This is a genomic window from Allobosea sp. GW821-FHT12C12 (assembly GCF_058807355.1).
Window position 1 is genome coordinate 1 of sequence record NZ_JBXAQP010000012.1, and the last position, 22,842, is coordinate 22,842.

The 22,842-nt window shown below is 68.1% G+C and carries 23 protein-coding genes; 8 read left to right on the forward strand and 15 right to left on the reverse strand.

Features of this window, described 5'->3' with window-relative positions; genetic code table 11:
• Nucleotides 1–146: 146 nt before the first annotated feature.
• Nucleotides 147–1,301, reverse strand: a complete 1,155-nt coding sequence (locus AC1RRW_RS16650; RefSeq protein ID WP_492902012.1) for a trans-sulfuration enzyme family protein — start codon at nt 1,299–1,301, stop codon at nt 147–149.
• Nucleotides 1,302–1,429: 128 nt separating this feature from the next.
• Between AC1RRW_RS16650 and AC1RRW_RS16655 the strand changes: the two genes are divergently transcribed.
• The gene (locus tag AC1RRW_RS16655) at nt 1,430–1,939 is read left to right on the forward strand and encodes a TspO/MBR family protein (protein ID WP_492902014.1); all 510 of its coding nucleotides are present in this window, start codon (nt 1,430–1,432) and stop codon (nt 1,937–1,939) included.
• A gap of 219 nt (nt 1,940–2,158) precedes the next feature.
• Entirely contained in the window at nt 2,159–2,476 is a 318-nt protein-coding gene (locus AC1RRW_RS16660) for a DUF2853 family protein (RefSeq protein ID WP_492902015.1), read from the forward strand.
• Nucleotides 2,477–2,536: 60 nt separating this feature from the next.
• Here the strand turns inward: AC1RRW_RS16660 and AC1RRW_RS16665 are convergent, their stop codons facing one another.
• From AC1RRW_RS16665 to AC1RRW_RS16700, 8 genes are all read right to left on the reverse strand, one after another.
• Nucleotides 2,537–3,841: a class I SAM-dependent methyltransferase gene (locus AC1RRW_RS16665; RefSeq protein WP_492902017.1), complete on the reverse strand. Its 1,305-nt coding sequence runs from the start codon at nt 3,839–3,841 to the stop codon at nt 2,537–2,539.
• Nucleotides 3,842–3,923: 82 nt separating this feature from the next.
• Nucleotides 3,924–5,363, reverse strand: coding sequence for an amidohydrolase family protein (locus AC1RRW_RS16670; RefSeq protein ID WP_492902018.1), 1,440 nt, complete (start codon nt 5,361–5,363; stop codon nt 3,924–3,926).
• A complete protein-coding gene (locus tag AC1RRW_RS16675) occupies nt 5,360–5,620 on the reverse strand; it encodes a hypothetical protein (RefSeq protein ID WP_492902020.1) in 261 nt (86 codons plus the stop codon). The genes AC1RRW_RS16670 and AC1RRW_RS16675 overlap by 4 nt, the downstream gene beginning before the upstream one ends.
• Before the next feature lie 116 nt (nt 5,621–5,736).
• Nucleotides 5,737–6,015 (reverse strand): CopG family antitoxin, encoded by a 279-nt coding sequence (locus tag AC1RRW_RS16680; RefSeq protein ID WP_492902022.1) that lies wholly within the window; start codon nt 6,013–6,015, stop codon nt 5,737–5,739.
• Between the two features lie 131 nt (nt 6,016–6,146).
• Complete coding sequence (locus AC1RRW_RS16685) at nt 6,147–6,560, reverse strand: DUF3830 family protein (protein WP_492902024.1); 414 nt, start codon at nt 6,558–6,560, stop codon at nt 6,147–6,149.
• 179 nt (nt 6,561–6,739) lie between these two features.
• The gene (locus AC1RRW_RS16690) at nt 6,740–7,810 is read right to left on the reverse strand and encodes a patatin-like phospholipase family protein (protein ID WP_492902026.1); all 1,071 of its coding nucleotides are present in this window, start codon (nt 7,808–7,810) and stop codon (nt 6,740–6,742) included.
• Entirely contained in the window at nt 7,807–8,592 is a 786-nt protein-coding gene (locus AC1RRW_RS16695; protein WP_492902028.1) for a 3-hydroxybutyrate dehydrogenase, read from the reverse strand. The genes AC1RRW_RS16690 and AC1RRW_RS16695 overlap by 4 nt, the downstream gene beginning before the upstream one ends.
• Before the next feature lie 105 nt (nt 8,593–8,697).
• Nucleotides 8,698–8,952, reverse strand: coding sequence for a hypothetical protein (locus AC1RRW_RS16700; protein ID WP_492902030.1), 255 nt, complete (start codon nt 8,950–8,952; stop codon nt 8,698–8,700).
• A 25-nt stretch (nt 8,953–8,977) separates the two neighbouring features.
• Here AC1RRW_RS16700 and AC1RRW_RS16705 point away from each other — a divergent pair, with 25 nt between their 5' ends.
• The 3 genes from AC1RRW_RS16705 (at nt 8,978) to AC1RRW_RS16715 (ending at nt 12,702) form a co-directional block, all read left to right on the forward strand.
• Complete coding sequence (locus AC1RRW_RS16705) at nt 8,978–9,145, forward strand: hypothetical protein (RefSeq protein ID WP_492902032.1); 168 nt, start codon at nt 8,978–8,980, stop codon at nt 9,143–9,145.
• A 180-nt stretch (nt 9,146–9,325) separates the two neighbouring features.
• Nucleotides 9,326–10,603, forward strand: a complete 1,278-nt coding sequence (gene ispG / locus AC1RRW_RS16710) for a flavodoxin-dependent (E)-4-hydroxy-3-methylbut-2-enyl-diphosphate synthase (RefSeq protein WP_492902034.1) — start codon at nt 9,326–9,328, stop codon at nt 10,601–10,603.
• Between the two features lie 101 nt (nt 10,604–10,704).
• On the forward strand, nt 10,705–12,702 hold the full coding sequence (locus AC1RRW_RS16715) for a potassium transporter Kup (protein WP_492902036.1): 1,998 nt from the start codon (nt 10,705–10,707) through the stop codon (nt 12,700–12,702).
• Nucleotides 12,703–12,709: 7 nt separating this feature from the next.
• Here AC1RRW_RS16715 and AC1RRW_RS16720 read toward each other — a convergent pair whose 3' ends face one another.
• From AC1RRW_RS16720 to AC1RRW_RS16740, 5 genes are all read right to left on the reverse strand, one after another.
• The gene (locus tag AC1RRW_RS16720) at nt 12,710–13,627 is read right to left on the reverse strand and encodes a DMT family transporter (protein WP_492902038.1); all 918 of its coding nucleotides are present in this window, start codon (nt 13,625–13,627) and stop codon (nt 12,710–12,712) included.
• Between the two features lie 111 nt (nt 13,628–13,738).
• The gene (locus AC1RRW_RS16725) at nt 13,739–14,221 is read right to left on the reverse strand and encodes a MarR family winged helix-turn-helix transcriptional regulator (RefSeq protein WP_492902040.1); all 483 of its coding nucleotides are present in this window, start codon (nt 14,219–14,221) and stop codon (nt 13,739–13,741) included.
• A gap of 93 nt (nt 14,222–14,314) precedes the next feature.
• The gene (locus tag AC1RRW_RS16730; RefSeq protein WP_492902042.1) at nt 14,315–14,896 is read right to left on the reverse strand and encodes an NAD(P)H-dependent oxidoreductase; all 582 of its coding nucleotides are present in this window, start codon (nt 14,894–14,896) and stop codon (nt 14,315–14,317) included.
• 2 nt (nt 14,897–14,898) lie between these two features.
• On the reverse strand, nt 14,899–16,326 hold the full coding sequence (locus AC1RRW_RS16735; protein WP_492902240.1) for an FAD-binding oxidoreductase: 1,428 nt from the start codon (nt 16,324–16,326) through the stop codon (nt 14,899–14,901).
• Nucleotides 16,327–16,453: 127 nt separating this feature from the next.
• Nucleotides 16,454–17,782: a cytosine deaminase gene (locus AC1RRW_RS16740; protein ID WP_492902044.1), complete on the reverse strand. Its 1,329-nt coding sequence runs from the start codon at nt 17,780–17,782 to the stop codon at nt 16,454–16,456.
• Between the two features lie 178 nt (nt 17,783–17,960).
• Between AC1RRW_RS16740 and obgE the strand changes: the two genes are divergently transcribed.
• Entirely contained in the window at nt 17,961–19,004 is a 1,044-nt protein-coding gene (gene obgE, locus AC1RRW_RS16745) for a GTPase ObgE (protein WP_492902046.1), read from the forward strand.
• A gap of 145 nt (nt 19,005–19,149) precedes the next feature.
• Nucleotides 19,150–19,707: an invasion associated locus B family protein gene (locus AC1RRW_RS16750; RefSeq protein WP_492902047.1), complete on the forward strand. Its 558-nt coding sequence runs from the start codon at nt 19,150–19,152 to the stop codon at nt 19,705–19,707.
• A gap of 41 nt (nt 19,708–19,748) precedes the next feature.
• Here the strand turns inward: AC1RRW_RS16750 and AC1RRW_RS16755 are convergent, their stop codons facing one another.
• Complete coding sequence (locus AC1RRW_RS16755) at nt 19,749–21,569, reverse strand: ABC transporter ATP-binding protein (RefSeq protein WP_492902049.1); 1,821 nt, start codon at nt 21,567–21,569, stop codon at nt 19,749–19,751.
• Nucleotides 21,570–21,701: 132 nt separating this feature from the next.
• On the opposite strand from AC1RRW_RS16755, the gene AC1RRW_RS16760 reads away from it, so the two are divergent.
• A complete protein-coding gene (locus tag AC1RRW_RS16760) occupies nt 21,702–22,838 on the forward strand; it encodes a DSD1 family PLP-dependent enzyme (protein ID WP_492902050.1) in 1,137 nt (378 codons plus the stop codon).
• The last annotated feature ends 4 nt before the right edge of the window (nt 22,839–22,842 follow it).

Genomic DNA, 22,842 nt, shown 5'->3' on the forward strand with positions numbered 1-22,842 from the left:
GACGCCAATTCGCGTTCCCGACCCATCCGCCGCCCCACCGCTCGCCAAATTCACCAGGTATTCGCGGGCGCCCAGATGATCAATGGCGGCCGCAACGGCTTGGCGAAGCGGACGCGCCTGCTGGCGGTTGCGAAGGGGATTTGGGCCTAGGAATGCCCCGCCTTCAGCGCCTGGTCGAGATCGTCATAGAGGTCGCCGACATCCTCGATGCCGGTCGAGAGGCGCAGCAGATCGGTCGGGCAGGGCGAGCCCGCGCCCTCGATCGAGGCGCGGTGCTCGATCAGGCTCTCGACGCCGCCGAGCGAGGTCGCGCGCTTGTAGAGCTCGACATGGGCGGCGGCCTTGATCGCGGCGGCCTCGCCGCCCGTCACCTGCACCGAGAGCATGTAGCCGAAGCCGCCCTCCATCTGGCGCGCGGCGATGTCGTGGCCGGGATGCTGCGGCAGGCCGGGATAAAGCACGCGCGCCACCAGCGGATGGGCGGCGAGCCTCTCGGCCAGCGTCATCGCCGAGGCCGACTGGCGCTCCTGCCGGACATGCAGCGTGCGCAGGCCGCGCATCAGGAGATAGGCCTCGAAGGGGCCGAGGATGCCGCCCTGGCCCTTGCGAACCGTCTTGATGCGGGCCCAAAAATCGTCGTCCTCGCTGGCGCAGAGCACGCCCGCGACGACGTCGGAATGGCCGTTCAGCACCTTGGTCGCAGCATGCATGACGATGTCGGCGCCGAGAGTCAGCGGCCGCGTATGCACCGGCGAGGCGCAGGTCGAATCGACCGCGAGCTTCGCTCCGGCCTTGCGGGTGATTTCGGCAAGGGCTGCGATATCAGTGATGCTCCAGAGCGGATTCGACGGCGTCTCGGCCCAGACCAGCTTGGTGACGCCGGGTTTCACCGCGGCCCGCATCGCGGCGAGATCGTCGGTCTCGACGAACTCGATCTTCAGACCCCAGCGCGTCGCCTCGGTCAGGAGCCAGGCGCGCAGGCCCCAATACATCACCTTGGAGGCGACGACGTGATCGCCGGGCGAGAGCGCCTGGAAGACGGCGGTGGCCGCGGCCATTCCTGAGCCGAACAGCAACGCTCCGGCCTTCGCCTCTTCGAGCATGGCGAGCACGGCTTCGGCCTCGCGCACCGTCTCGTTGTCGGGCCGACCATAGACGAAGCCGGAGGAATAGGCGTTGTCCTCGTCGCGGACATAGGTCGTGGCGATGTGGATCGGCGTGACCACGCCCCTGGTCTGCGGGTCGATCTTGCCCATGGCCTGCGCGGCGAGGGAGCGGGGGTGGAGCGAGCGCTTGGCCATGAGGTATCCGGATGAGGTTCCATGAGAGACCGACGCGGCCATCTGGCGCAGCCGGCGGGCCTCGTGCAAGGCCGCCTCTTGCAGGGCATGCCCTTGCCGGGCGCGCGGCGCTGCCCCATGTCGCGGAGATGAGCACCACGACCGACCACGCCCGAACCGCGCCCCGGCCCGTCTGGGTCGACATCCTGATCGCCATCGCGCCGGTCGTCGCGGCCTCGCTGATCGGCAACGCGGTGACGATGCCGCAGATTCCGACCTGGTATGCGACGCTGGTCAAGCCGCCCTTCAACCCGCCGAACTGGCTGTTCGGGCCGGTCTGGACGGTTCTGTTCGCGCTGATGGCCTACAGCGTCTTCCGCATCCTGCGCCTGCCGGCGGCCGCGCCGGGCAGGGCCTGGGCGCTGACCGCCTATCACGTCCAGCTCGGGCTCAACGTGCTCTGGTCCTGCGTCTTCTTCGGGCTGAACAGCCCGCTCGGCGGCATCGTCGTGATCGTCGCCTTCATCGCGATGATCCTCGCCATGATCGCGGCCTTCCGCCCGCTCGACCGGCTCGCGGCGAACCTGCAATGGCCCTATGTCGCCTGGGTGTCATTCGCGACGGTGCTCACCGTCTCGATCTGGTGGCTGAACAGGTAGCGCCGGGCACAACGAGGTCGTGATCGACCTCTACGCCCGCGTTCGCATGGGCGCGCCGGTCGTCGTGCCGCCCTGACATTTCATGCCGCAATGCGGCATCGAAAAATCCGTCGCGACGACAGCCGCCCCTCGCCTGCGGCAAAAAACCGCGTTAACGTTTCCGTGCACGACAACAGGAAAGCCCGAAGCGGCAGGCGGCGGGCTCATGAGGGGCTAACGATGGATCATCTCGCCGACGTCAAGAAATTCGCCAGGAAAACCGTCAACGAGGCGGCTGTTGCCGGCATGTCGAAATCCTATGCGCTCGTGATGGGCAAGGCCGACACCCGCTACGTCGCCTGCAGCGATGCGACCGAACTCGGGCGGGTGCGCGAGAATTTCCTGAAGAAGAAGCTCGGCCTCAAGACCGCCGATCTCGACGCCTCGATCAAGGCGATCTGCGAGCACATGAAGTCGGACAGGACCAAGTCGCGCCTGACCTTCTACTATCTGCTGGCCGAGCATTACGGCAAGCTGGACTTGTTCGTGAAGAAATAGGAACAGTCGGCAGTCGGCAGTCGGACTGCGAATTCTTCCGACTGGCCATTACCGATCGCCTTACTGCCCATACAGATCAGCCCGCGTCAGCGGCAGGCCCGACGCGCCCTTGCGGCGCTTCGAGGCCAGGGTCTGGTTGACCATCGCGCCGCCGCGCTCGAAGGCGAGCGAGCAGCCCGCGAGATAGAGCAGCCACATCCGCGTGCGTTCGGGGCCGATCTCGGCCTCGGCCTCGGCCTGCCGCGCGCTCAGACGCTCCCACCACAGCCGCGTCGTGCGCTGGTAATGCTCGCGCCAGCCCTCGACGTCGTGGACCTCGAAGCCGAAGCGCTCGAGATTGGCGATCGACATGCCGAGATGGTCGAGCTCGCCGCCGGGAAAGATGTAGCGCACCAGCGCGCGATACTCGGCCGGCATCCGCTTGAAGGCCTTGTCGGTCTTCTTGGCGCGTCGCGAGATGGAGTGGTGCAGATACAGGCCGCGCGGCCGCAGCAGCCGGTTCACCGCGCGAAAGTAATCGGGATGGTTGGCGATGCCGACATGCTCGAACATCCCGATCGAGGAGATCTTGTCGAACTCTCCTTCCATCTGGGTGAAGTCGCGCAGATGCAGCGTCACCCGGTCCTGCAGCCCGAGCCGCGCGACCTTCTCGCGGGCCAGCTTGAGCTGCTCCTCGGCCAGCGTCACGCCATGGGCCTCGACGCCGTAATGCTGCGCGGCGTGGCAGACGAGCGCGCCCCAGCCGCAACCGATGTCGAGAAAGCGGTCGCCGGGCCTGAGGCGCAGCTTGCGGCAGATCATGTCGAGCTTGTCGCGCTGGGCGCGGCCGATATCGCCATGGTCCTCGGTGAAATAGGCGCAGGTGTAGACCATGTCCTCGTCGAGGAAGAGCCGGTAGAACGCGTTCGAGACGTCGTAGTGGTAGGCGACATTGGCCTTGTTGGTGGCCGGCGCGCCGTCTCGCGCGATCTCGTCGCCGTTGCGATGCGCCACGGCCGCGGGCGCCGAACCCGGCGCGAACAGGAAGCGGCGGGCGACATCGAAGACCGCAGCCTTGGGGATGGTGCGGGCGAGCCGGCCGATCTTGCCCTCCGGCCGCGCCGTAGCGAGATCGAAGATCGAACCGTTGAGGATGGCGATGCGGTCGGAAATGTGCAGGTTCAAGAGCGTATCGAGCTTGGGCCGGCGCAACAGCGCCGCGACGACGCCGGCGTCGCGGATCGCGATCGCGAGACCGTCTTCGGGCCAGTCGGCCGGCACGCGGCTGCCGTCCCAGAGGGCGAAACCCAGCTTGAGTCCTAGCCGGCCATAAGCCTCGCTCAGCAGGCGCCGCAGCGCGGCGAGGCGTTTGTCGTGAGCGTCCATGACGATGCGATCCCGGGAAGACGGCCCGTCTTTGGCCGCAGCCGCGCGGCTTTGCAACCTGGGGCCGCCTCGGCGCCCGCGCTCAGCCCTTTCCGGCCGGAAAGGTCAGCGGCGAGATCTCGAGATGGTCGCGCTTGGCCCAGTCGAGATCCCTGACGTTCGGCTCGGCCCGGCGCTGCGCCTCCTCCAGCTCGGCGGCGGCGGACGCATAGTCGATCGTCAGCACCTTGCCGTTCTCGACCACGGTGACGCCGTCGACGACGACCGTGGTGACGGCGCGCTCGCCCGCCGCGTAGATCAGGCTGCGGACGGGGTCGCGCAAAGGCCGCATCATCGGATGGGTCACGTCGACGACGACGATGTCGGCCTTGGCGCCCTTGGCGAGCCGGCCGATATCGTTGCGGCCGAGCGCCTTGGCGCTGCCGAGCGTCGCGGCGTTGAAGGCGTCGGAGGTGCGCAGGTCGTAGACGTCCTCCGCCATCATGCGCGAGCCGATGCAGACGGCGCGCAGTTCCTCCAGCATGTGATGCGGATAGGTGTCGGTGCCGATGCCGACATTGATGCCGGCGGCGACGTATTGCCCGAAACTCTGCATCGCGATGCCGCGGCGCTGGAACACGATCGGGCAATGGGCGACGTTCGTGCCGGTCTCGACGAGGGCGCCCATGTCGTCGGTGGCCGGCCATTTCACCGAGGAGTGGTGGTCGAGGAAGATGCCGTGGCCGATGATCGAGAACGGCCCGAGCACGTCGAGATGCTCGAGCCATTCGACCGGGGTCATGCCGTGGCGGCGCGTGATCTCGTGGAACTCGACGACGCTCTGGGCGGCGTGGATCTGGAAGGGGACCTTGCGCTTCTCGGCTTCCTCGAAGCTGGCCTGGATCAGCTCCGGCGTGCAGGTGTCGATCTGCGAGGGCGAGACCATGCCGGAAAGGCGCCCGGAATCGTCGGCCGCGACCTGGTCGAGCAGTTTCATGGCGGCCGCCATCGCGGCCTCGCCGGTCTTGGCGTCCCATTCGTATTTCGCGAGATGGCCGTTGTCGGTGTACCAGCGCGCCGAGCGGTACATCGGCGAGAAGACGCCGCGCAGGCCGGACGCCTTGAAGGTCTCGAGCCAGCCGTCCCAGGCGACCGACATGTCGACCAGCGTGGTGACGCCCGACATCAGGAGTTCGGAATAGGTCACCTGCGCGCAGGACTTGATGCCGGCCGCGTCGCAGCGGAACAGCGGCATGAACTCGTAGAGCGCGGTGCCGTACATCTTCGGCGAGCCGAGCTCGTCGTTCCAGCCCTTGGTCATCGCCTCCGACGACGGGTGCGAGTGGATGTTGACGAGGCCGGGCATCACCATGCGCCCGCGCCCGTCGATCGTCACGTCGGCCTGGCCGCGATACGAGCCGCCGACATGGATCAGCTTGTCGCCCTCGTAGGCGACATCGCCGTCGCGCAGATAGACATGGCCCTTGGCCCTGGCGTCGTAGGCGACGATCCAGCTCGCGTTGCGGATGAGGGTGATGGTCATGGGCAGGCTCCGGCGTGGTCGAAAGGCTGAGGCGTTGGATGGTGCGGATGCGCCTCGTGGAGGCCGGGCGTCGCCATGCGCCCGGCGAGGTCGATCACCTTGGTCCCCGGCCCGATCGGCGCCTCCAGCTCCAAGGGCGAGCCCGTCGCCAGCACCTTGCCGGCCCAGAGCGCGACCGCCGTCGCATAGCCCTCCTTCAGCCCGGGATAGACGGGGCCGTTTCGGAGAACGATGTCGGCCCTGGGCAGAGCGACCATGGAGATTGGTTCCTCGCGGAACGAAATCATGGCCGCGTTGGACGGAGCGCGCAATCCGCCGGCCGCGCTAATTTCGGCGCGGCGGCGCAAGAATCCGCGGGTGCCGCGATGGGGGATCACGCACGCCGCTTGGCCGTTTTCAAAGCGGCTTCAAGCGTCTGTCGGATGAAACGCTGATGAGGCATCCCGGCAGGGTCCGCCTCTGCCTTCACGGCGTCGAGCAACGGCTTGGGCATCCGCAGATGCACGTCGGCGTTCTTGGGCTGGAGTTCGTACTGGATAACAGTCCCGCCCGAGGGATCGAGGCCGGTCAGATCCGCCTCGGCGACGAAGCGTTGGGCAGCCTCATCGGTGTCGAATTGAGGAAGCGGCGTTCTGCTGACGGAATTAGACATGATGCGCGCCTCGACGGAAATTCGCTGGGGTGGATCGGCTGGCGTGGCGGTCGAGAACCGGAGCGCGGCGGACCTGTGTCCGTGAGCACCGGAAGCGCAGGCGGCCGCGCCAGACGGCCTCCCCAGTAGAATTACGCCAGCTCGAACCTGATATCCTGCGCGCCTTCCCAGAGCGTCTTGCGGCCGAGCGGGTAGATGTTCTCCAGCCCCGAGGTCAGGGTGATGAAGTGGTTGCCGGCGAGCTGGCCCACCTTGCTGGCGAAATGCACGCCGCCATAGGCGAGCAGGATCTCGGTCTCGCTGATGCCGCCGGGATAGAGGATGATCTGGCCGGGCGCGGGGTAGCTCGTATGGTTCTCGTAGCCGACGCCGAAATCGAGTTCGCCGAGCGGCATCCAGACTCCCTCGCCCGACCAGCGCACATGCACGATCCTGGAGGCGAAGGGCATGTGGCGGATGAAGGCGGCGCAGGTCTTCGGCGCGGCCTCCAGCTCCAGCCTGGCGTCGAAGGTGTAGGGGCCGGCGGTGACGATCAGCTTGCTCATGGACATCTCTATCGTTCTGGAAACGGCTTCGTTTGGGTGATTGCCTGTTCGGTTGGACTTTCGCAAGCGCCGCCGGATCGAGGGACGTCTCCCGCCATTGCGAGCGCGGCGAAGCGATCCAGCGTCTTGCTCTGCGCCTCCCAGGATTGCTTCGCTCACGCTCGCAATGACGGGCTGCGTCAGGAGATCGCCTCCTTCAGGTCGAGCGTGCCGACCTTGCCGATCGCCTCGTAGTTGCGCTTGAGCCAGCGCCTCGCGGCGGCGCGGCCCATGTCGCGCAGGCGCAGCAGGAAACGCCATTCGGAGTTCAGCCGCGAGGACGAGGTCAGCTCGGCCAGCGGCGAGCCGCCGTCGATGCGGTGCATCAGCACGCGCTTGTACTCGTCGGTCGGCAGCTTGCCGGCGTCGACCAGCCGGGTGACGAAGTCGATCGCGCGCAGCTCCCGCAGCAGCGAGGCGTTGAAGGTGATCTCGTTCAGACGGTCCTGGATCTCGCGCGCCTTGGTCGGCAGCTCCCTGCGCCGCAGCGGGTTGATCTGGACCAGCATGACGTCGTCGCAATGGGCCTCGTAGAACAGCGGGAACAGCGCGGGATTGCCCATGTAGCCGCCGTCCCAATAGGCTTCCTCGCCGATCTTCACCGCCTGGAACAGCAGCGGCAGGCAGGCCGACGCCATCAGATGGTCCGGCGTCAGCTCCGGCCCGTTGAAGACCTTGATCTTGCCGGTGCGGACGTTCGTCGCCGCGATGAAGAGCTTGACCTGGTCGCAGGCGCGGACCTTGTCGAAGTCGATCAGGTCGGAGATGACGCCGCGCAGCGGATTGATGTTGAGCGGGTTGATGTCGTAGGGGCTCGCGACCTTCGAGACCATCTCGAACCAGACCAGCCCCGGCGGCGTGCCGCTGCGGCCCCAGGCCCCGAGCAGGGCGTCGATCAGCGAGCGCTGCGAGCCGCCATATTTGCCGTCGACGCTGATCGCCCGCCAGAAGCTCTCCAGCTTGGCGCGCGCGCCCTCCGTCCCGCCCTCGATCCAGCCCTCGGCGAGCACGACCGCGTTCATCGCGCCGGCGCTGGTGCCCGACAGCGCCTCGATCGCGAGGCGTCCGTCCTCCAGGATCGCGTCGAGCACGCCCCAGGTGAAGGCGCCATGCGCGCCTCCGCCCTGCAGCGCGAGCGAGACGGCCTTTTCGGCCTTCGGTCCGACGAGCCCCTTGACCGGGGTGGAGCTGGCCTTGCGCCGGCCCGTCACGCCGCGGTCCAGCCGCCATCCATCGGCAGCGTCGCGCCGGTGATCGATTTGGCCGCGTCCGAGCACAGGAACAGCGCCAGCGCCGCGACCTGCTCGACCGTGACGAACTCCTTGGTCGGCTGCGCCGTCAGCAGCACGTCGTTGATGACCTGTTCCTTGGTCAGGCCGCGCGCCTTCATCGTGTCGGGGATCTGCTTCTCGGCCAGCGGCGTCCAGACATAGCCCGGCGCGATCGCGTTCACGGTGATGCCCTCGGTCGCGACCTCGAGCGCCACCGTCTTGGTGAAGCCGGCGATGCCGTGCTTGGCGGCGACGTAAGCCGATTTGAACGGCGAGGCGACGAAGGCGTGCGCGCTGGCCGTGTTGATGATCCGGCCCCAGCCCTTCGCCTTCATCTTCGGCAGCGCGGCGCGCGTCGCATGGAAGGCGGAGGACAGGTTGATCGCGATGATCATGTCCCATTTCTCGATCGGGAACTGGTCGACCGGCGCGACATGCTGGACGCCGGCATTGTTGATCAGGATGTCGACCGCGCCGAACCGCGCCTCGGCCCTGGCGATGAAATCGGCGATCTCGGCGGGCTTGGTCATGTCGGCCGGAGAGAACAGCACCTCGACGCCGAATTCCTCGCCGAGGCCGGCGCGCAGAGTTTCGGCCTCCGCCGGGGGCAGGATGCCGTTGATCACGAGATTGGCGCCTTCGGCCGCCAGCGCGCGGGCATAGGCCAGGCCGATGCCCGAGGTGGAGCCGGTGATGGCGGCGCAGCGGTCTTTGAGGAACATGAGCGTCGGGCTCCTGACAAGGGGAAGAAAAATGCTTAGGTTCGGTGCCGAAAGGGCGCTTGCGCCGACGATCCCAAGAATGATCGCGGCAAATTGCCCGATGTCCTATTGCAACGCAACACGGCCGAAATGCAGCCAGACGCCAAGTCCCGCACGCAGGATGCCCGCACACAGGATGCCCGCGCGCATGACGGCCATGATCACGGGCATCATGACCGCGGCCATGAGGATGGCGGGCGCCGTCATGTCCCCGAGCATCGCCGCCATGCCGCGCAGGCGCTGGAGCGGGCCGAGCGGCTCTGCCGCGAGCGCGGCCTGCGCCTGACGCCGATCCGCCGCAAGGCGCTGGAGGCGCTGCACGCCGACCACAAGCCGGTCGGGGCCTATGACCTCGCCGACCGCATCTCGCCGCAAGCGCAGGCTCGCGCCGATCTCGATCCATCGCGCGCTCGACTTCCTGGTCGAGCAGGGCTTCGTCCACCGGCTCTCCTCGAAGAACGCCTATCTCGCCTGCCTGCACGGCCATGGCGCGAACGAGGTCGTCGCTTCCTGATCCGCGAGGCCTGCGGCGGCGTCGACGAGGATTCATCGCCCGCCACGAAGAAGGCCGTCGCCGCGATCACGGCCGGGCGGTTGTTCTCGCCCTCGCACCGGATGGTCGAGATCGTCGGCCGCTGCGAGCATTGCCGTGGGGTCGAACCATGAGCGAAGGCCGCATGACAGCGAGGATGGCATGAACGAGCGCGTCGCCCTCGCTTGCCTGCCCGACCGCGCCGGCCCGCTGCCGCGCCGGATGACGGTCCCGGTCATGGTCGGCGACGTGGCCGTGGGCGGCGGCGCGCCGATCGTCGTGCAGTCGATGACCAACACCGACACGGCCGATATCGCCGGCACGGTGGCGCAGGTCGCGGCGCTTGCCCGGCAGGGCTCGGAACTGGTCCGCATCACGGTCGATCGCGACGAGGCGGCCGCCGCCGTGCCCCATATCCGCGAGCGGCTCGACCGGGTCGGCATCGACGTGCCGCTCGTCGGCGACTTCCACTATATCGGCCACAAGCTCCTGGCGGAGCATCCGGCCTGTGCGGAGGCGCTGGCGAAATACCGGATCAACCCCGGCAATGTCGGCTTCAAGGACAAGAAGGACCGCCAGTTCGGCCAGATCGTCGAACTCGCCGCCAGGCATGGCAAGGCGGTGCGCATCGGCGCGAACTGGGGCTCGCTCGACCAGGAGCTGCTGACGGCGCTGATGGACGAGAACGCCTTGTCGGCCCAGCCGATCGAGGCGCGCGCCGTGATGCGCGAGGCGATGGTGCAATCCGCCCTGCTCTCGGCCCAACGCGCCGAAGAGATCGGGCTCGGCCGCGACCGCATCATCCTCTCGGCAAAAGTCTCGGGCGTGCAGGATTTGATCGCGGTCTACCGGACACTGGCCTCGCGCGCCGACTACGCCATCCATCTCGGCCTGACCGAGGCCGGCATGGGCTCGAAGGGAATCGTCGCCTCCTCGGCCGCGCTCGGCATCCTGCTGCAGGAGGGCATCGGCGACACGATCCGCTTTTCGCTGACGCCCGAGCCCGGCGGCGACCGCGCGCTCGAGGTCAGGGCGGCGCAGGAATTGCTCCAGACCATGGGCTTCCGCGCCTTCGTGCCGCTGGTCGCGGCCTGCCCCGGCTGCGGGCGCACCACCTCGACCGTGTTCCAGGAGCTGGCGCGCGACATCCAGGACTGGATCTCGACCTCCATGCCGGAGTGGAAGGCGCGCTATCCCGGCGTCGAGGCGCTGAACGTCGCGGTGATGGGCTGCATCGTCAACGGGCCGGGCGAGAGCAAGCATGCCGATATCGGCATCTCCCTGCCCGGCACGGGCGAGGATCCGACCGCGCCCGTCTTCGTCGACGGACGCAAGGTCGCGACCCTGCGCGGCGCGGGTATCGCCGCCGAATTCAAGGCCATGGTCGATGATTATGTGGCGCGGCGCTATGGTGGTGGGCGGGCCGATGCGGCGCGATAGGCCAGCAAGAGGCTTCGCGCGGCGCGCGCGCCTTTGCGGTTGCCGCGCATCGTGCTAGAGCGCCCGGCCTTTTGCTGCACCGCAGCGCGCGGAGATCCCTGATGGGGAATGACAAGCCGAATCCGCCGACCGCCCGGCCGGAGGATTCCCGGTTCGGGCTCGACGGCGGCCATGGCGAAACCGGCAAGCAGCCGCATTCGACCGGCGGCTACGCCACGCTGGCGCTCGGCGCGCTCGGCGTCGTCTATGGCGACATCGGCACGAGCCCGCTCTACGCGCTGCGCGAGACCGTGTTCGCCGCGACCGGGGTGGTCTCGGGCGGACATGGCGGCGCGACCGCCGTGGCTCTCGCCGCGCCGGTGCCGCGCGAGGTCATCATCGGCGTCCTGTCGCTGATCCTCTGGTCGCTGGTCATCGTCGTGACCCTGAAATACGTCGTCTTGCTGCTTTCGGCCGACAACAACGGCGAAGGCGGCACGCTGACGCTGGTGGCGCTGGCGCAGCGCGCGCTCGGGCGCATGCGCGGCGGCGTCGTGCTGCTCCTCGGCATGGCGGGCGCGGCGCTGTTCTATGGCGACGCCGTGATCACGCCGGCGATCTCGGTGCTCTCGGCCGTCGAGGGCATCAAGCTGGTGACGCCGGCGCTGAACGACTATGTCGTCGCGATCGCATCGGGCATCCTGATCGCGCTGTTTCTGGTCCAGAGCCGCGGCACCGAGAAGGTGGCCAACTTCTTCGGGCCGATCATGATGATCTGGTTCCTGACGCTGGGGGGCCTGGGCGTCTACCACATAGCCGACGATCTCAGCGTCTTCGCCTCGATCAACCCCTATTGGGGCGTGCTTTTCTTCATCAACAACCCTGGCGTCTCGCTGGCCGTGCTCGGCTCGGTCTGCCTCGCGGTCACCGGGGCCGAGGCGCTTTATGCCGACATGGGCCATTTCGGGCGCGGGCCGATCCGTGGGGCGTGGATCTGGCTGGTCTTTCCGGCCTTGTGGCTGAACTATCTCGGCCAGGGCGCGCTTATCCTCGCGAACCCGACCGCGATCGACAACCCGTTCTACAAGCTCGCGCCGGAGGGCTTCATCCTGCCGCTGGTGATCATGGCGACGATCGCCACGATCATCGCGAGCCAGGCGGTGATCACCGGGGCCTTTTCCCTGACGCGGCAGGCGATCCAGCTCGGCCTGCTGCCGCGCCTCGAGATCCGCCACACCTCCGAGCAGACCTCGGGGCAGATCTACATTCCGCGCATCAACACCATGCTGCTGATCGTGGTGCTGGTTCTGGTCTGGACCTTCCGGTCGTCGTCCAACCTGTCGCACGCCTACGGCATCTCGGTGTTCGGGGCGATGATGGTCGATTCGCTGCTGGCCTTCATCGTGATCTGGAAGGGCTGGCGCTGGTCGCTTGCCGCCACCGTCGCGGTGGTGACGCCCTTTCTGGTGGTCGACGTCGCCTTCTTCTCCGCCAACATGCTCAAGCTGTTCAGGGGTGGTTATGTCCCGGTGCTGCTCGCCGTCGTGCTCGTCGTGCTGATGTGGACCTGGGTGCGCGGCACCAAGATCCTGTTCGACAAGACCCGCAAGACCGACGTGCCGCTGCTCGAGCTCGTCGGCATGCTGAGCAAGAGTCCGCCCTATCGCGTCAAGGGCATGGCGGTATTCCTGACCAGCGATCCCGAGACCGCGCCGGCCTCGATGCTGCACAACCTCAAGCACAACAAGGTGCTGCACGAGCGCAACGTCATCCTGACCGTGCGTTCGGCCGACACGCCGCGCGTCAGCGAGGACGAGCGCGTGCGCCTCTCGCGCATCACCGACGATTTCTGGCGGGTCGAGATGACCTATGGCTACATGGAAAGCCCGAACGTGCCCAGGGGGCTCGCCATGCTGCGCAAGCAGGGCTTCAAGTTCGACATCATGTCGACCTCGTTCTTCCTGTCGCGGCGCTCGATCAAGGCCTCGCCGCAATCGGGCATGCCGGTCTGGCAGGACAAGCTCTACATCTCGCTGACCAAGAGCGCGACCGACGCGACGAGCTTCTTCCAGATCCCGACCGGACGCGTGGTGGAAGTGGGGACGCAGGTGACGGTGTAAGCGTCGTTCAATCCAGCCGCGCCGATCCTTCCGGCTTGGCCCGCACCCGCTCGCGATAGAGCAGGTAAAGCCCCGACGCGATGACGATGCCGGCGCCGACGAAGGTCCAGCGGTCGGGGAACTGGCCGAAGACGAACCAGCCGAGCGCGATCATCCAGACGATCTGCGAATAGATGAAGGGCGCGAGCACCGTCGCCGGCGCGAGCCGGTGCGCCAGGATCAGGAGCCAGTGGCCGAAGCCGCCGAAGACGCCGGTCGCCAGCATCAGGACCCAGGGGAGCCACCCGTCCGGCGTCGTCCAGATCCAGGGCAGCAGCGGCAGCATGGCGAGCGTGCCGGCGACGCCGGAATAGACCATCGTGGTCTCGGGCGGATCGAAGGCCGAGAGCACCCGCGTCGCCAGCGAATAGAACCCGTAGCAGAAGCAGCCGAAGACGATCAGCAGCGCCGCCGGATGCATGCTGCCCAGGCCCGGCCGCGTGATCACCAGCACGCCGACGAAGCCGACGCCGATCGCGACCAGCCGGCGCGGACCCGGCCATTCGCCGAGCAGCGGGCCGGAAACCAGCGCGACCAGGAGCGGCGTCGCGAACATGATCGAAACCGTCTCGGCGAGCTGGAGATATTTCAGCGCGACGAAGTTGAGCGCGGTCGAGCCGAGCAGCAGCAGCGAGCGCACGCCCTGCAGCCAGGGCCGCTTCGTCTTCAGGATGCCGGGCCGGCTCCAGGGGTTGAGGAGCGCCAGCACCAGCGCCATGCTGCCGGCATAGCGCGCGAACACGACCTGGAGCGGGTCGATCACGCCGGAGAGCCATTTCGCGCTCGCGTCGAGCAGGGCGAAGCACAGCACCGCGCCGCACATCAGGCCGATGGCGATCAGGCGCGAGCGGCCCGTCTCCGGGATATGGGAATAGACGGCGGGCAAGTGGCGTCCCGTCATGCGCTTTGGGAATGACGAAAGCAGGATTAACCGATTTAGGCGCGCAAGCCAGCCGTCGCGCGCATGGACAGCATGCGGAAATCAGGCGTCCGGAAATCAGCCGTCGCTGTCGACCTCGTCCGCATCTGTCTCCGGCTCATCAAATGCGACGCCGGCTTTCGACAGGCCCTTGGCCGCCTTGCGCAGCAGCTTGCGCAACTGCTTCCTCTCCTTGGCGTCGAGGCGCTCCAGCAGTTCGTCCTCGACCTGGTTCCAGACCGCGTCCAGGGTTGACGCGGTCTTCTGGCCGGCCTCCGTCAGCGCGACCTGCACCAGCCGCCCGTCGCGGCCGCCGCCCTCTCGCGTCACCAGGCCCTGCACCGAAAGCCGGCCGATCGTCTTGGACACGGTCGGCGGCTTGACGCGCAGCAGCGTCGCGAGCTCGCCCATCGTCATCGGCGCGGCCTGCAGCGCCTTCAGAGCCTGCTCCTGACCGGGAAACAGCCCGAGCGCGTTCAGCCGGTCGCCCATGCGCGCGCGGTGCAGCCGCGCGGTGACGAGGAGGGCGCGTCCGACGCTTTTCTCGAGAGACTTGGTCATGAGCCAGTCCTTGATGCCGGCGAGCAAGACGTTTCGCCGGCTGCCCAATCGCCTGCGTTCATGACAGCCTGATGACGCATCGCCGCCGCCACGTCACAAACGCCGGATTTTTCGCGCCACGTCCGCCAGGAAGGCGGCCCGGCTCTCCGGCGTGGCGCGGTTCATGTCGTAATGCGCGAGATAGAGCGGCCGGGCCGTGGGATGGCAGACCGCCCGCAGCACGCGGCGGACCGCCTTGCGCGGCGGGTCGCCCATCAGCAGCGCCCGCCAGCGCGTGCCGCCATAGCTGGTGACGGCCACGAGCCGGCGAATATTCCAGAGATTGGGCCTGACCTTGCCGGCGACCAGCTTGAACGAGACGCCGGGCAGGAAGACCCGGTCGAAGAACCCCTTCAGGATCGCGGGATAGCCGAAATTCCAGACCGGGAAGCACAGCACCAGCGCTTCCGCGGCGCGCAAACGTTCGACATAGCCGGCGACGGGACCCGTGTTGCTGGCGAGATCATGATAGCCGGCTCTCTCCTCGCGGCTCAGGCAGGCGTCGAAGCTCTCGGCATAGAGATCGCAGGCGTCGACCTCGTGCCCGGCGGCGGCGAGGTTTTCGACCACCGTTCTGTACAGCGCGGCGTTGAAGCTTTCCGGCGCCGGATGGGCGTGGAGGACGAGGACGCGCATGGTCAGCCGGCGACCCCGGCCTCGGAGAGGCTGCGGAACAGGAAGGTCTTTCCCGATGCGTAGTCGTGGTTCGGGTCTTCCCAGGCGATCATCTTGCCGGGGTTGAGCAGGCCCTGCGGATCGGCCCGGCGCTTGAAGGCGAGCTGGGCCGCGTCGGTCTGCTTCATGCCGCCTTCTTCCAGCGTGTAGCGGTGCGGGTTGAAGATCGGCGCGCCCATCTCCTCATGGATCGCCATGATCTCCTCCAGCCGCTCCTCGCCGGTGAAGCGCACCAGCGGCAGCCCGAAGCAGGTGACCTTGCCGTCGAAGCGGACGAATTCGAGATGGCACAGCACCTCGTCGCCGAAGCGGGCATGGATCGCGTCGACCAGTTCGACCTGGTTCGGGAAGGGGTAGAGCACCTGCAGATAGGTGATGCCCGGATCGACCCGCAGCGCCCTGAGCGTGGTGTGGTTCCAGCCCAGCTCGTAGCCCGGCGGCAGGCCCTTCGCCTCCCCGGGGGAGAGCCTGTCCGAGCGCATCAGCAATTCGCAGCCCTTGATCCGGCGCGCATAAGCCAGCAGCGACTCGACCGCGAAATCCGCCACGGTGACGATGACGAGATGGCTCCCGCGCGGCAGGAATTTGCGGTGGCGCGGGAAATAGTCGTGGCCGATCGGGGCCGCGACCACCGCGAGGTTCTTCAGCGCCAGCCCGTCCTGCTCGCCGAGGCCATTGGCGAATTCGGCCGCGGCGCGAAGGCTGCCGAAGCCGAGGATGACGTCGGCCCAGCTGTAGGCCGGCGCCAGCGGCATCTCGACTTCCGTGATGATGCCGTTGGTGCCGTAGGCATGGGCGACCTTGTGCAGATCCTCGCCGGTGAGTTCGAGGATGCGGGGATTTGCCTCCATCGTCGCGACCTTGAGCCGGATGATGTTGCCCCAGTCGCGCAGGCCGCCCCATTTGATCGAGCCGACGCCGCCGGAGCCGCCGGCGATGAAGCCGCCGATCGAGGCGGTCTGGTAGGTCGAGGGGTGGAGCCGGAGTTCCTGACGGGAATGGGCGCGGGTCCGCTCGTCGATCCGGGCCATGATCGCGCCGGGCTCGGCGACATAGCGGCCGGGCGCGACGTCGAGCACCTTGTCGAAGTCCGACAGGTCGAGCAGCACGCCGCCCGACAGCGGCATGGCCTGTCCGTAATTGCCGGTGCCGGACCCGCGCGGCGTCACGGGGATGCCGAGGCCATGACAGGCGGCGAGCGTCTCCAGCACCTGCGCCTCGCTCGTGGGCGAGACGACGATGTCGGCGCTGACATGGTCGAGCTGGCGCTTCAGCGTGGGAGAATACCAGAAGAAGTCACGGCTCTTCTGCTTCACCAGCGCGGGGTTGTCCTCGGTGCGGATGTCGGCGAGGCGGGTTTTCAGGCCGGCGATGTCGTAGCGGGGGTTCATGGCCGCGCCACCGCCGTCATGGTCGCTCTCGTGGCGACCATCCACGTCTTGGTCATGGAGCGAAACGGCGGAAGGCGTGGATGGTCGGGACAAGCCCGGCCATGACCGAGGGGGCGGATCAAGGCTGTCACGGACGCGCTCCCATCAGATGATCCAGTTCGCGATAGTCCGGCGGCGTCGTGTCGATCGGCCGGCCATCGACCAGCACCGTCCGGTCGGTCTGGGGCCTGGCGAAGAACTCGGTCCAGTCCCGGGCCCGCGTCAGGATCAGGTCGGCCGGACCGCCGACGGAGAGGCGTCCCGCCTCGCCGAGCCCCATGACATCGGCCGGCGTGCGCGCCACGGCATTGACCCAGTCGGTCCCGGAATGGTCGAGCTGGAGGATGCGGGCGCCCTCGCGCAAGACCTCGATCAAATCGAGATCGCCATAGGCGTAGAACGGGTCGCGGGTGTTGTCCGAGGCGATCATCGCCCGCGCCCCCGCGGCCTTCAGCTCGTGCAGCGCCGTGACGCCGCGCCAGCGCGGCGTGCGGCCGGCCTGCCGGTCCTGCAGATACATGTTGCACATCGGCAGCGCGACCACGGCGATGCCGGCCTCCGCGACCTTGGCGATGATGCGCGCCTCGTCCCGCGGCGTCTGCAGGGCGAGCGAGCAGCAGTGCCCGCACAGGATCTTGCCGGCGAAGCGATGCCGCAGCGCGGCGTCGGCGATGTGCTCCAGCGCGCGCGCCTCCGGGTCGTTGGTCTCGTCGACATGGAAGTCGAGGTCGAAGCCATGCTCGATCGCGTTGTCGAAGACGATGTCGAGCGCCTGGTCGATCTCGGGGATCATGTAGGTGACGCAGCCGAACAGCCCGTCGCCATGCGCCAGCACCGCCTTGGTCACGGCCTGCACATGGGCGGCGTCGAGCGCGAACTGGATGCCGAAGAGCGGCGTCGCCTGCACCGCGACGCGGCCGGCCCATTCGGCGCGAAGCTCCGCCAGCACCGGCCAGGAGATGCCGATCTGCTTGCCGAGCGAGTCGATATGCGTCCTGACCGCCGCCGTGCCATGCGCGAAGGCGCAGCGCAGGCCGAAGGCCATGCGGGCGCGGACGTCCCCGGCCGACCAGTTCGCCTCGCGGTCGGCGAGCACGTTCTCGAGCGCGCCCTTGAAGGTGCCGTCCGGATTGCGCCGACGCGGCCAGATCTGGCCCTTGTCGAGATGGACATGCGCGTCGACGAGGCGCGGCAGGACGATGCCGCCGTCGAGATCGGTCGTCGGCCCGTCGTCGAGCGACCGCGCCCCGTTTGGCAGGAGCGAGACGATCCGGCCGTTCCCGATCGTGATGTCGACGAGGCTCAGCCCGTCGCGGTCCGACGCCAGCCCAGGCGCATCGACGAGGCAGAGAGGAACCCGGGCTCCGGTCAGGCGGCAGCGCTTCGCGGCGGGAATGGAAGCAAATCCGGTCGTCACGGTGCTCGTCTCTCCAGCCCCTGCCCCGCGATCGATAAAGGCGGCGGCCGGCGGCCGCAAGGCATGCGCGCCAAGGCATGCGCGCCAAGACATGCGCAAGTTGCAAGATCGACGCCGAAACGACGGCCCGAGCCGCCGCCGCATTGCCCTTCTCGGCCCGTGCCACTACTGAGGGCGCATGAAATTCCTCGACCAGGCCAAGATCCATGTGAAGGCGGGCGACGGCGGCGCGGGCTGCGTCTCCTTCCGGCGCGAAAAATTCATCGAGTTCGGCGGACCCAATGGCGGCGACGGCGGGCGCGGCGGCGATGTCGTGATCGAATGCGTGCAGGGGCTCAACACGCTGATCGACTACCGCTTCCAGCAGCATTTCAAGGCCAGGATCGGCGGCCACGGCATGGGCGCCGACCGTCACGGCGCCAATGGCCCTTCCGTCGTGCTCAAGGCGCCGCCCGGCACGCAGATCTTCGACGAGGACGGCGAGACGCTGATCGCCGACATGACCGAGCCCGGCCAGCGCTTCGTCCTGTGCAAGGGCGGCAATGGCGGCTTCGGCAACGCCTATTTCAAGACCTCGACCAACCAGGCCCCGCGCCACGCCAATCCGGGCCTGCCCGGCGAGGAGCGCTGGATCTGGCTGCGGCTCAAGCTGATCGCCGATGCCGGGCTGATCGGCCTGCCCAATGCCGGCAAGTCCACGTTTCTGGCCACCGTCACGGCAGCCAGGCCAAAGATCGCCGATTATCCCTTCACCACCCTGCATCCGGGGCTCGGCGTCGTGCGCGTCGACGGGCGCGAGATGGTTCTGGCCGACATTCCGGGCCTGATCGAGGGCGCGCATGAGGGCCATGGCCTCGGCGATCGTTTCCTCGGCCATGTCGAGCGCTGCCGCGTGCTGCTGCATCTCGTCGAGGGCACGAGCGAGCATGCCGGCAAGGCCTACAAGACCGTCCGCACCGAACTCGCCGCCTATGGCGGGGGGCTCGACGAGAAGCCCGAGATCGTGGCGCTGTCCAAGGTCGACGCGCTCTCGCCCGAGTTGCTCAAGGAGCAGGTCGCGCGGCTGAAGCGGGCCTGCAAGCGCATGCCGATCGTGCTGTCGTCCGCCTCCGGCGCGGGCGTCGAGGCGGCCCTGCGCGCGTTGTCTTCGGTGGTCGGCCAGACCCGATCGGAAGAGGCCGCGGCCGCGGCCCCGCGGGAGGATGCCGGCTGGCGGCCCTGATGACCGCACGGTGACAATCCGATGGATGGCCGTTCTCAACCGGGGTCGTCGGGCTTGCGCCGCCCGCTTCCGTCACGTCAGGTGCGCCACGTTTTTCACTCACGGGGACGACGCGATCATGAAACTCACCTCGTTGACGCTTGTCTTGTCCCTGGCGATTGTCCCGCCGCTGGCCGGAACGGACGCTGCGCTTGCGCAGGCACAGCGCCCGACCTCGGCGCAAACCGCTCCGCCGCCGCCGGCGGGCGGGGTCTCGCAGCCGGACAACACCACGGCGACCTATGGCGACTGGGTGCATCGCTGCCAGCAGGGCGTCGGCACGCGCATCTGCGAGATCGTCCAGACGCTGCAGGTGCAGGGCCAGCAGGGTCCCGTCGCGTTGATCGCCCTCGGTCGCCCGGTCAGGGCCGAGCCTTACAAGCTCGTCGTGCAGGTCGCGCCGAATATCGCCTTCGGTCCCTTCGCCGGCGTTCGCCTTTCACTCGGCGAGAAGGATGAGGGCGTGCTCGCCCCCTATCAGCGCTGCATCCCCGGCGGCTGTTTCGCCGAGATCGCGATGAGCGAGGAACTGTTCAAGCGCTGGCGCGCCTATGGCGAGGGCGGGCAGTTGCGCTTCATCGACGCCGCCAACCGGCCGGTCGCCCTGCCCTTCTCGTTCAAGGGCTTTGCCGCCGCGGCCGAGGCGCTGGCGCGGGAGCCGTAGACGCTCTCCGCCGTCCTTGCGAGGCGGATAGGCCAGATCCGTCAGCTCTCCACGAATTGCAGCCGGTACAGCCGCGCATAGGCCCCGTCGCGGGCGAGGAGCGCGTCGTGGCTGCCGGTCTCGACGATCCTGCCCTCGTCCATCACCACGATCAGGTCGGCCTCGCGGATGGTCGAGAGCCGGTGCGCGATGACGAGCGTGGTGCGGTCCTTCATCAGACGGGCCAGCGCCTGCTGGACGAGCCGCTCGGACTGGGTGTCCAGCGCGCTCGTCGCCTCGTCGAGCAGCAGGATCGGCGCGTCCTTCAGGATGGCGCGGGCGATCGCGATGCGCTGGCGCTCGCCGCCCGACAGCATCGAGCCGCGTTCGCCGACGGGGCTGTCGTAGCCTTCTGGCATCGCCATGATGAAGTCGTGCGCGGCGGCGTCCTTCGCGGCGGCGACGATCTCGTCCTCGCTGGCGTCGGGCCGACCGAAAGCGATGTTGGCGCGGACCGTGTCGTCGAACAGCACGACGTCCTGGCTGACCACGCCGATCCGGGCGCGCAGCGAGGTCAGCGTCAGGTCGCGCAGGTCCTGCCCGTCGATCTCGATGCGGCCTTCGCCCGGATCGTAGAGGCGCGGCACCAGCGCGAGCAGGGTCGACTTGCCCGAGCCCGAGCGCCCGACCAGGGCCGTCGTCCTGCCGCCCTGCGCGACGAGATCGATGCCCTCGAGCGCGCGCTGGTCGTCGCGGTAGCGGAAGCGCAAGCCGCGAAAGGCGACCTCGCCGACGCCGAGCGCGAGCGGCTTGGCGTCGGCGCGCTGAACGATCAGCGGCTTCTCGTCCACCAAGGCGTAATAGCGCTTCAGCGAGGCCCCGGCCTCCTGGACGATGGCGTTGAGGTTGCCGAGCGAGCGCATCGGCTGCGCCGCCAGCAGCAGCGCCGAGACGTAGCCGGTGAAGTCGCCGACGGTCGAGCCGCCCGAGGTGATGCGCACGCCGATCGCCGCCAGCACCCCGGCGACGGCCAGCCCGCCGCCCACTTCCAGCAGCGGATCGAGCCGGCCGCGCGCATTGGCGGCCTTCATCTTCAGCGTCCGGATCGATTCGAAGGCGTTCGCCGCGCGGGTCTTGAGATAGGGCTCGAGCGAATCGGTCTTGGCGGCGCGCGCGCCCTGCAGGCTCTCGGTGACGAGGCTCGCCATCACGCCGGTCTGCTCCTGCTGCGACAGCGCCATGCGGCGCAGCTTCTTGCCGATCTTGCCGATCGGCCGGGCGACGACCGGCGCGATCAGCAGCACGACCAGCGTCATCCGCCAGTCGATCCAGAGCATCGCCCCGACCAGCGCGACCGCGGTCAGCACATCGCGCACGGCGATGTTGATCAGCCGCGTCAGCGCCTCCTTGACGAAGGTGAAGTCGGTGGTGAAGCGCTGCGTGAGGGAGGCGGGATTTTCGCGCTGGAGCTGTGCGAGATCGGCGTCGATCAGATGGCCGTAGAGCTGCGTCTGCATGTCGGCCTCGATCCGGCTGACGACGCTGTTGGTCATCACCGTCTGGGTCAGAAGCGAGAAGCCCTTGATCGCGGTGACGATGACGACGACGACCGCGACCGCGTTGACGACGCCGATCTCGATGCCGATCGATTTCGAGACCAGCCGCTCCATGCGCCGCACGAAGCCGGTCGCCTCTGCGGTCAGCGGATCGGCGAAGGCGTCGAACGCCGCCTTGATCAGCAGCGGATAGAAGCTCGTCGTCGCGGCGATGACCACGACGAGCCCCATGATCATCGCCATCTGCGGCAGATAGCTCCTGGCCTGCTCCCGCCAGACGCGGGCGAAAAGCGCGAAAGTGTCGTCTGTGACGCGGCCGATCTTCATGCCGGGCGGGGTATCATGGCGGCGGCGACGGCGCTACTGCTCTCCCGTTTCCGGGTCTTGCTCCAGACACGAAGCTGGCGTCGGATGCGCGCGAGCGATTCCAAGCAAGCCCATCGAAGAGCGCGACAGCCCATGCCATTGCCCCCGCCGGCTCAGCCCGGCCAGAGTTTCCAAGACATCGATACCCCTGCCCTCGTGCTCGACCTCGACGCCTTCGAGCGCAACCTCGTCACCATGGCGGCCTATACGCAGGGCCACGGCATCCGCCTGCGGCCCCATGCCAAGACCCATAAGAGCCCCGAGATCGCGCTGCGCCAGATCGTCCATGGCGCGGTCGGGCAATGCGTCCAGAAGGTCTCGGAGGCCGAGATCCTCGTCGCGGGCGGCGTGCAGGACGTTCTGGTCTCCAACGAGATCGCGGGCAGCGCCAAGCTCGACCGGCTGGCGCAGCTCGCCAGGCAGGCGAGGATCGGCCTCTGCGTCGATCATCTCGACGGCGTCCGCGAGGCGGCCGACGCGGCCGCACGCCACGACGTCGTGCTCGATATCCTGGTCGAGATCGATGTCGGCGGCCGGCGCTGCGGCGCGGCCCCCGGCGAGGCGGCGGTGCGCATCGCCGAGGCCGTGGCGCGCTCGAACACGTTGCGCTTCGGGGGTTTGCAGGCCTATCACGGCACGGCCCAGCACATGCGCTCGATCGACGAGCGCAGCGAGGCGATCGAGCGCGCCGGCGTCTCGGTGCGCAACACGCTCGAGCGGCTGTCCCAGGCCGGGCTGAGTTGCGCCACCATCGGCGGGGCCGGCACCGGCACCTACGAGATCGAGACCGCATCGGGCCTCTGGAACGAGATCCAGGCGGGCTCCTACATCTTCATGGACGCCGACTATGCCCGCAACCGGCAGGCCGACGGCGCCCCGTTCCGCAGTTTCGAGCATGCGCTCTTCGTGCTTGCCGGCGTGATGAGCAAGCCGGTTCCCGACCGCGCCGTGGTCGATGCCGGCCACAAGGCGGCGGCGATCGATTCGGGCTTGCCCGTGCCGTTCCGGCGCGAGGGTCTGGTCTACAGCAAGCCGTCCGACGAGCATGGCGTGCTGACCGGCGATCCGGTCGCGGTGCCCCATCGCGGCGACCGCATCCTGCTGGTGCCGGGCCATTGCGACCCGACGGTGAACCTGCATGACTGGTATGTCTGCGTGCGCGGGCTGCACACGGCGGACGCCCATGTCGAGGCGCTCTGGCCGATCCTCGGGCGCGGCGCGCTGACCTGAGCGG

What these genes read in the sequence shown, in the direction of transcription:
- AC1RRW_RS16725 (WP_492902040.1), bottom strand. Translation starts at nt 14,221, where the DNA reads ATGACCAAGTCTCTCGAGAAAAGCGTCGGACGCGCCCTCCTCGTCACC.
- AC1RRW_RS16695 (WP_492902028.1), bottom strand. Translation starts at nt 8,592, where the DNA reads ATGTTCCTCAAAGACCGCTGCGCCGCCATCACCGGCTCCACCTCGGGC.
- AC1RRW_RS16755 (WP_492902049.1), bottom strand. Translation starts at nt 21,569, where the DNA reads ATGAAGATCGGCCGCGTCACAGACGACACTTTCGCGCTTTTCGCCCGC.
- AC1RRW_RS16735 (WP_492902240.1), bottom strand. Translation starts at nt 16,326, where the DNA reads ATGAACCCCCGCTACGACATCGCCGGCCTGAAAACCCGCCTCGCCGAC.
- ispG (WP_492902034.1), top strand. Translation starts at nt 9,326, where the DNA reads ATGAACGAGCGCGTCGCCCTCGCTTGCCTGCCCGACCGCGCCGGCCCG.
- AC1RRW_RS16665 (WP_492902017.1), bottom strand. Translation starts at nt 3,841, where the DNA reads ATGGACGCTCACGACAAACGCCTCGCCGCGCTGCGGCGCCTGCTGAGC.
- AC1RRW_RS16660 (WP_492902015.1), top strand. Translation starts at nt 2,159, where the DNA reads ATGGATCATCTCGCCGACGTCAAGAAATTCGCCAGGAAAACCGTCAAC.
- AC1RRW_RS16760 (WP_492902050.1), top strand. Translation starts at nt 21,702, where the DNA reads ATGCCATTGCCCCCGCCGGCTCAGCCCGGCCAGAGTTTCCAAGACATC.
- AC1RRW_RS16730 (WP_492902042.1), bottom strand. Translation starts at nt 14,896, where the DNA reads ATGCGCGTCCTCGTCCTCCACGCCCATCCGGCGCCGGAAAGCTTCAAC.
- AC1RRW_RS16650 (WP_492902012.1), bottom strand. Translation starts at nt 1,301, where the DNA reads ATGGCCAAGCGCTCGCTCCACCCCCGCTCCCTCGCCGCGCAGGCCATG.
- AC1RRW_RS16670 (WP_492902018.1), bottom strand. Translation starts at nt 5,363, where the DNA reads ATGACCATCACCCTCATCCGCAACGCGAGCTGGATCGTCGCCTACGAC.
- AC1RRW_RS16675 (WP_492902020.1), bottom strand. Translation starts at nt 5,620, where the DNA reads ATGGTCGCTCTGCCCAGGGCCGACATCGTTCTCCGAAACGGCCCCGTC.
- AC1RRW_RS16705 (WP_492902032.1), top strand. Translation starts at nt 8,978, where the DNA reads ATGACCTCGCCGACCGCATCTCGCCGCAAGCGCAGGCTCGCGCCGATC.
- AC1RRW_RS16715 (WP_492902036.1), top strand. Translation starts at nt 10,705, where the DNA reads ATGGGGAATGACAAGCCGAATCCGCCGACCGCCCGGCCGGAGGATTCC.
- AC1RRW_RS16680 (WP_492902022.1), bottom strand. Translation starts at nt 6,015, where the DNA reads ATGTCTAATTCCGTCAGCAGAACGCCGCTTCCTCAATTCGACACCGAT.
- obgE (WP_492902046.1), top strand. Translation starts at nt 17,961, where the DNA reads ATGAAATTCCTCGACCAGGCCAAGATCCATGTGAAGGCGGGCGACGGC.
- AC1RRW_RS16685 (WP_492902024.1), bottom strand. Translation starts at nt 6,560, where the DNA reads ATGAGCAAGCTGATCGTCACCGCCGGCCCCTACACCTTCGACGCCAGG.
- AC1RRW_RS16655 (WP_492902014.1), top strand. Translation starts at nt 1,430, where the DNA reads ATGAGCACCACGACCGACCACGCCCGAACCGCGCCCCGGCCCGTCTGG.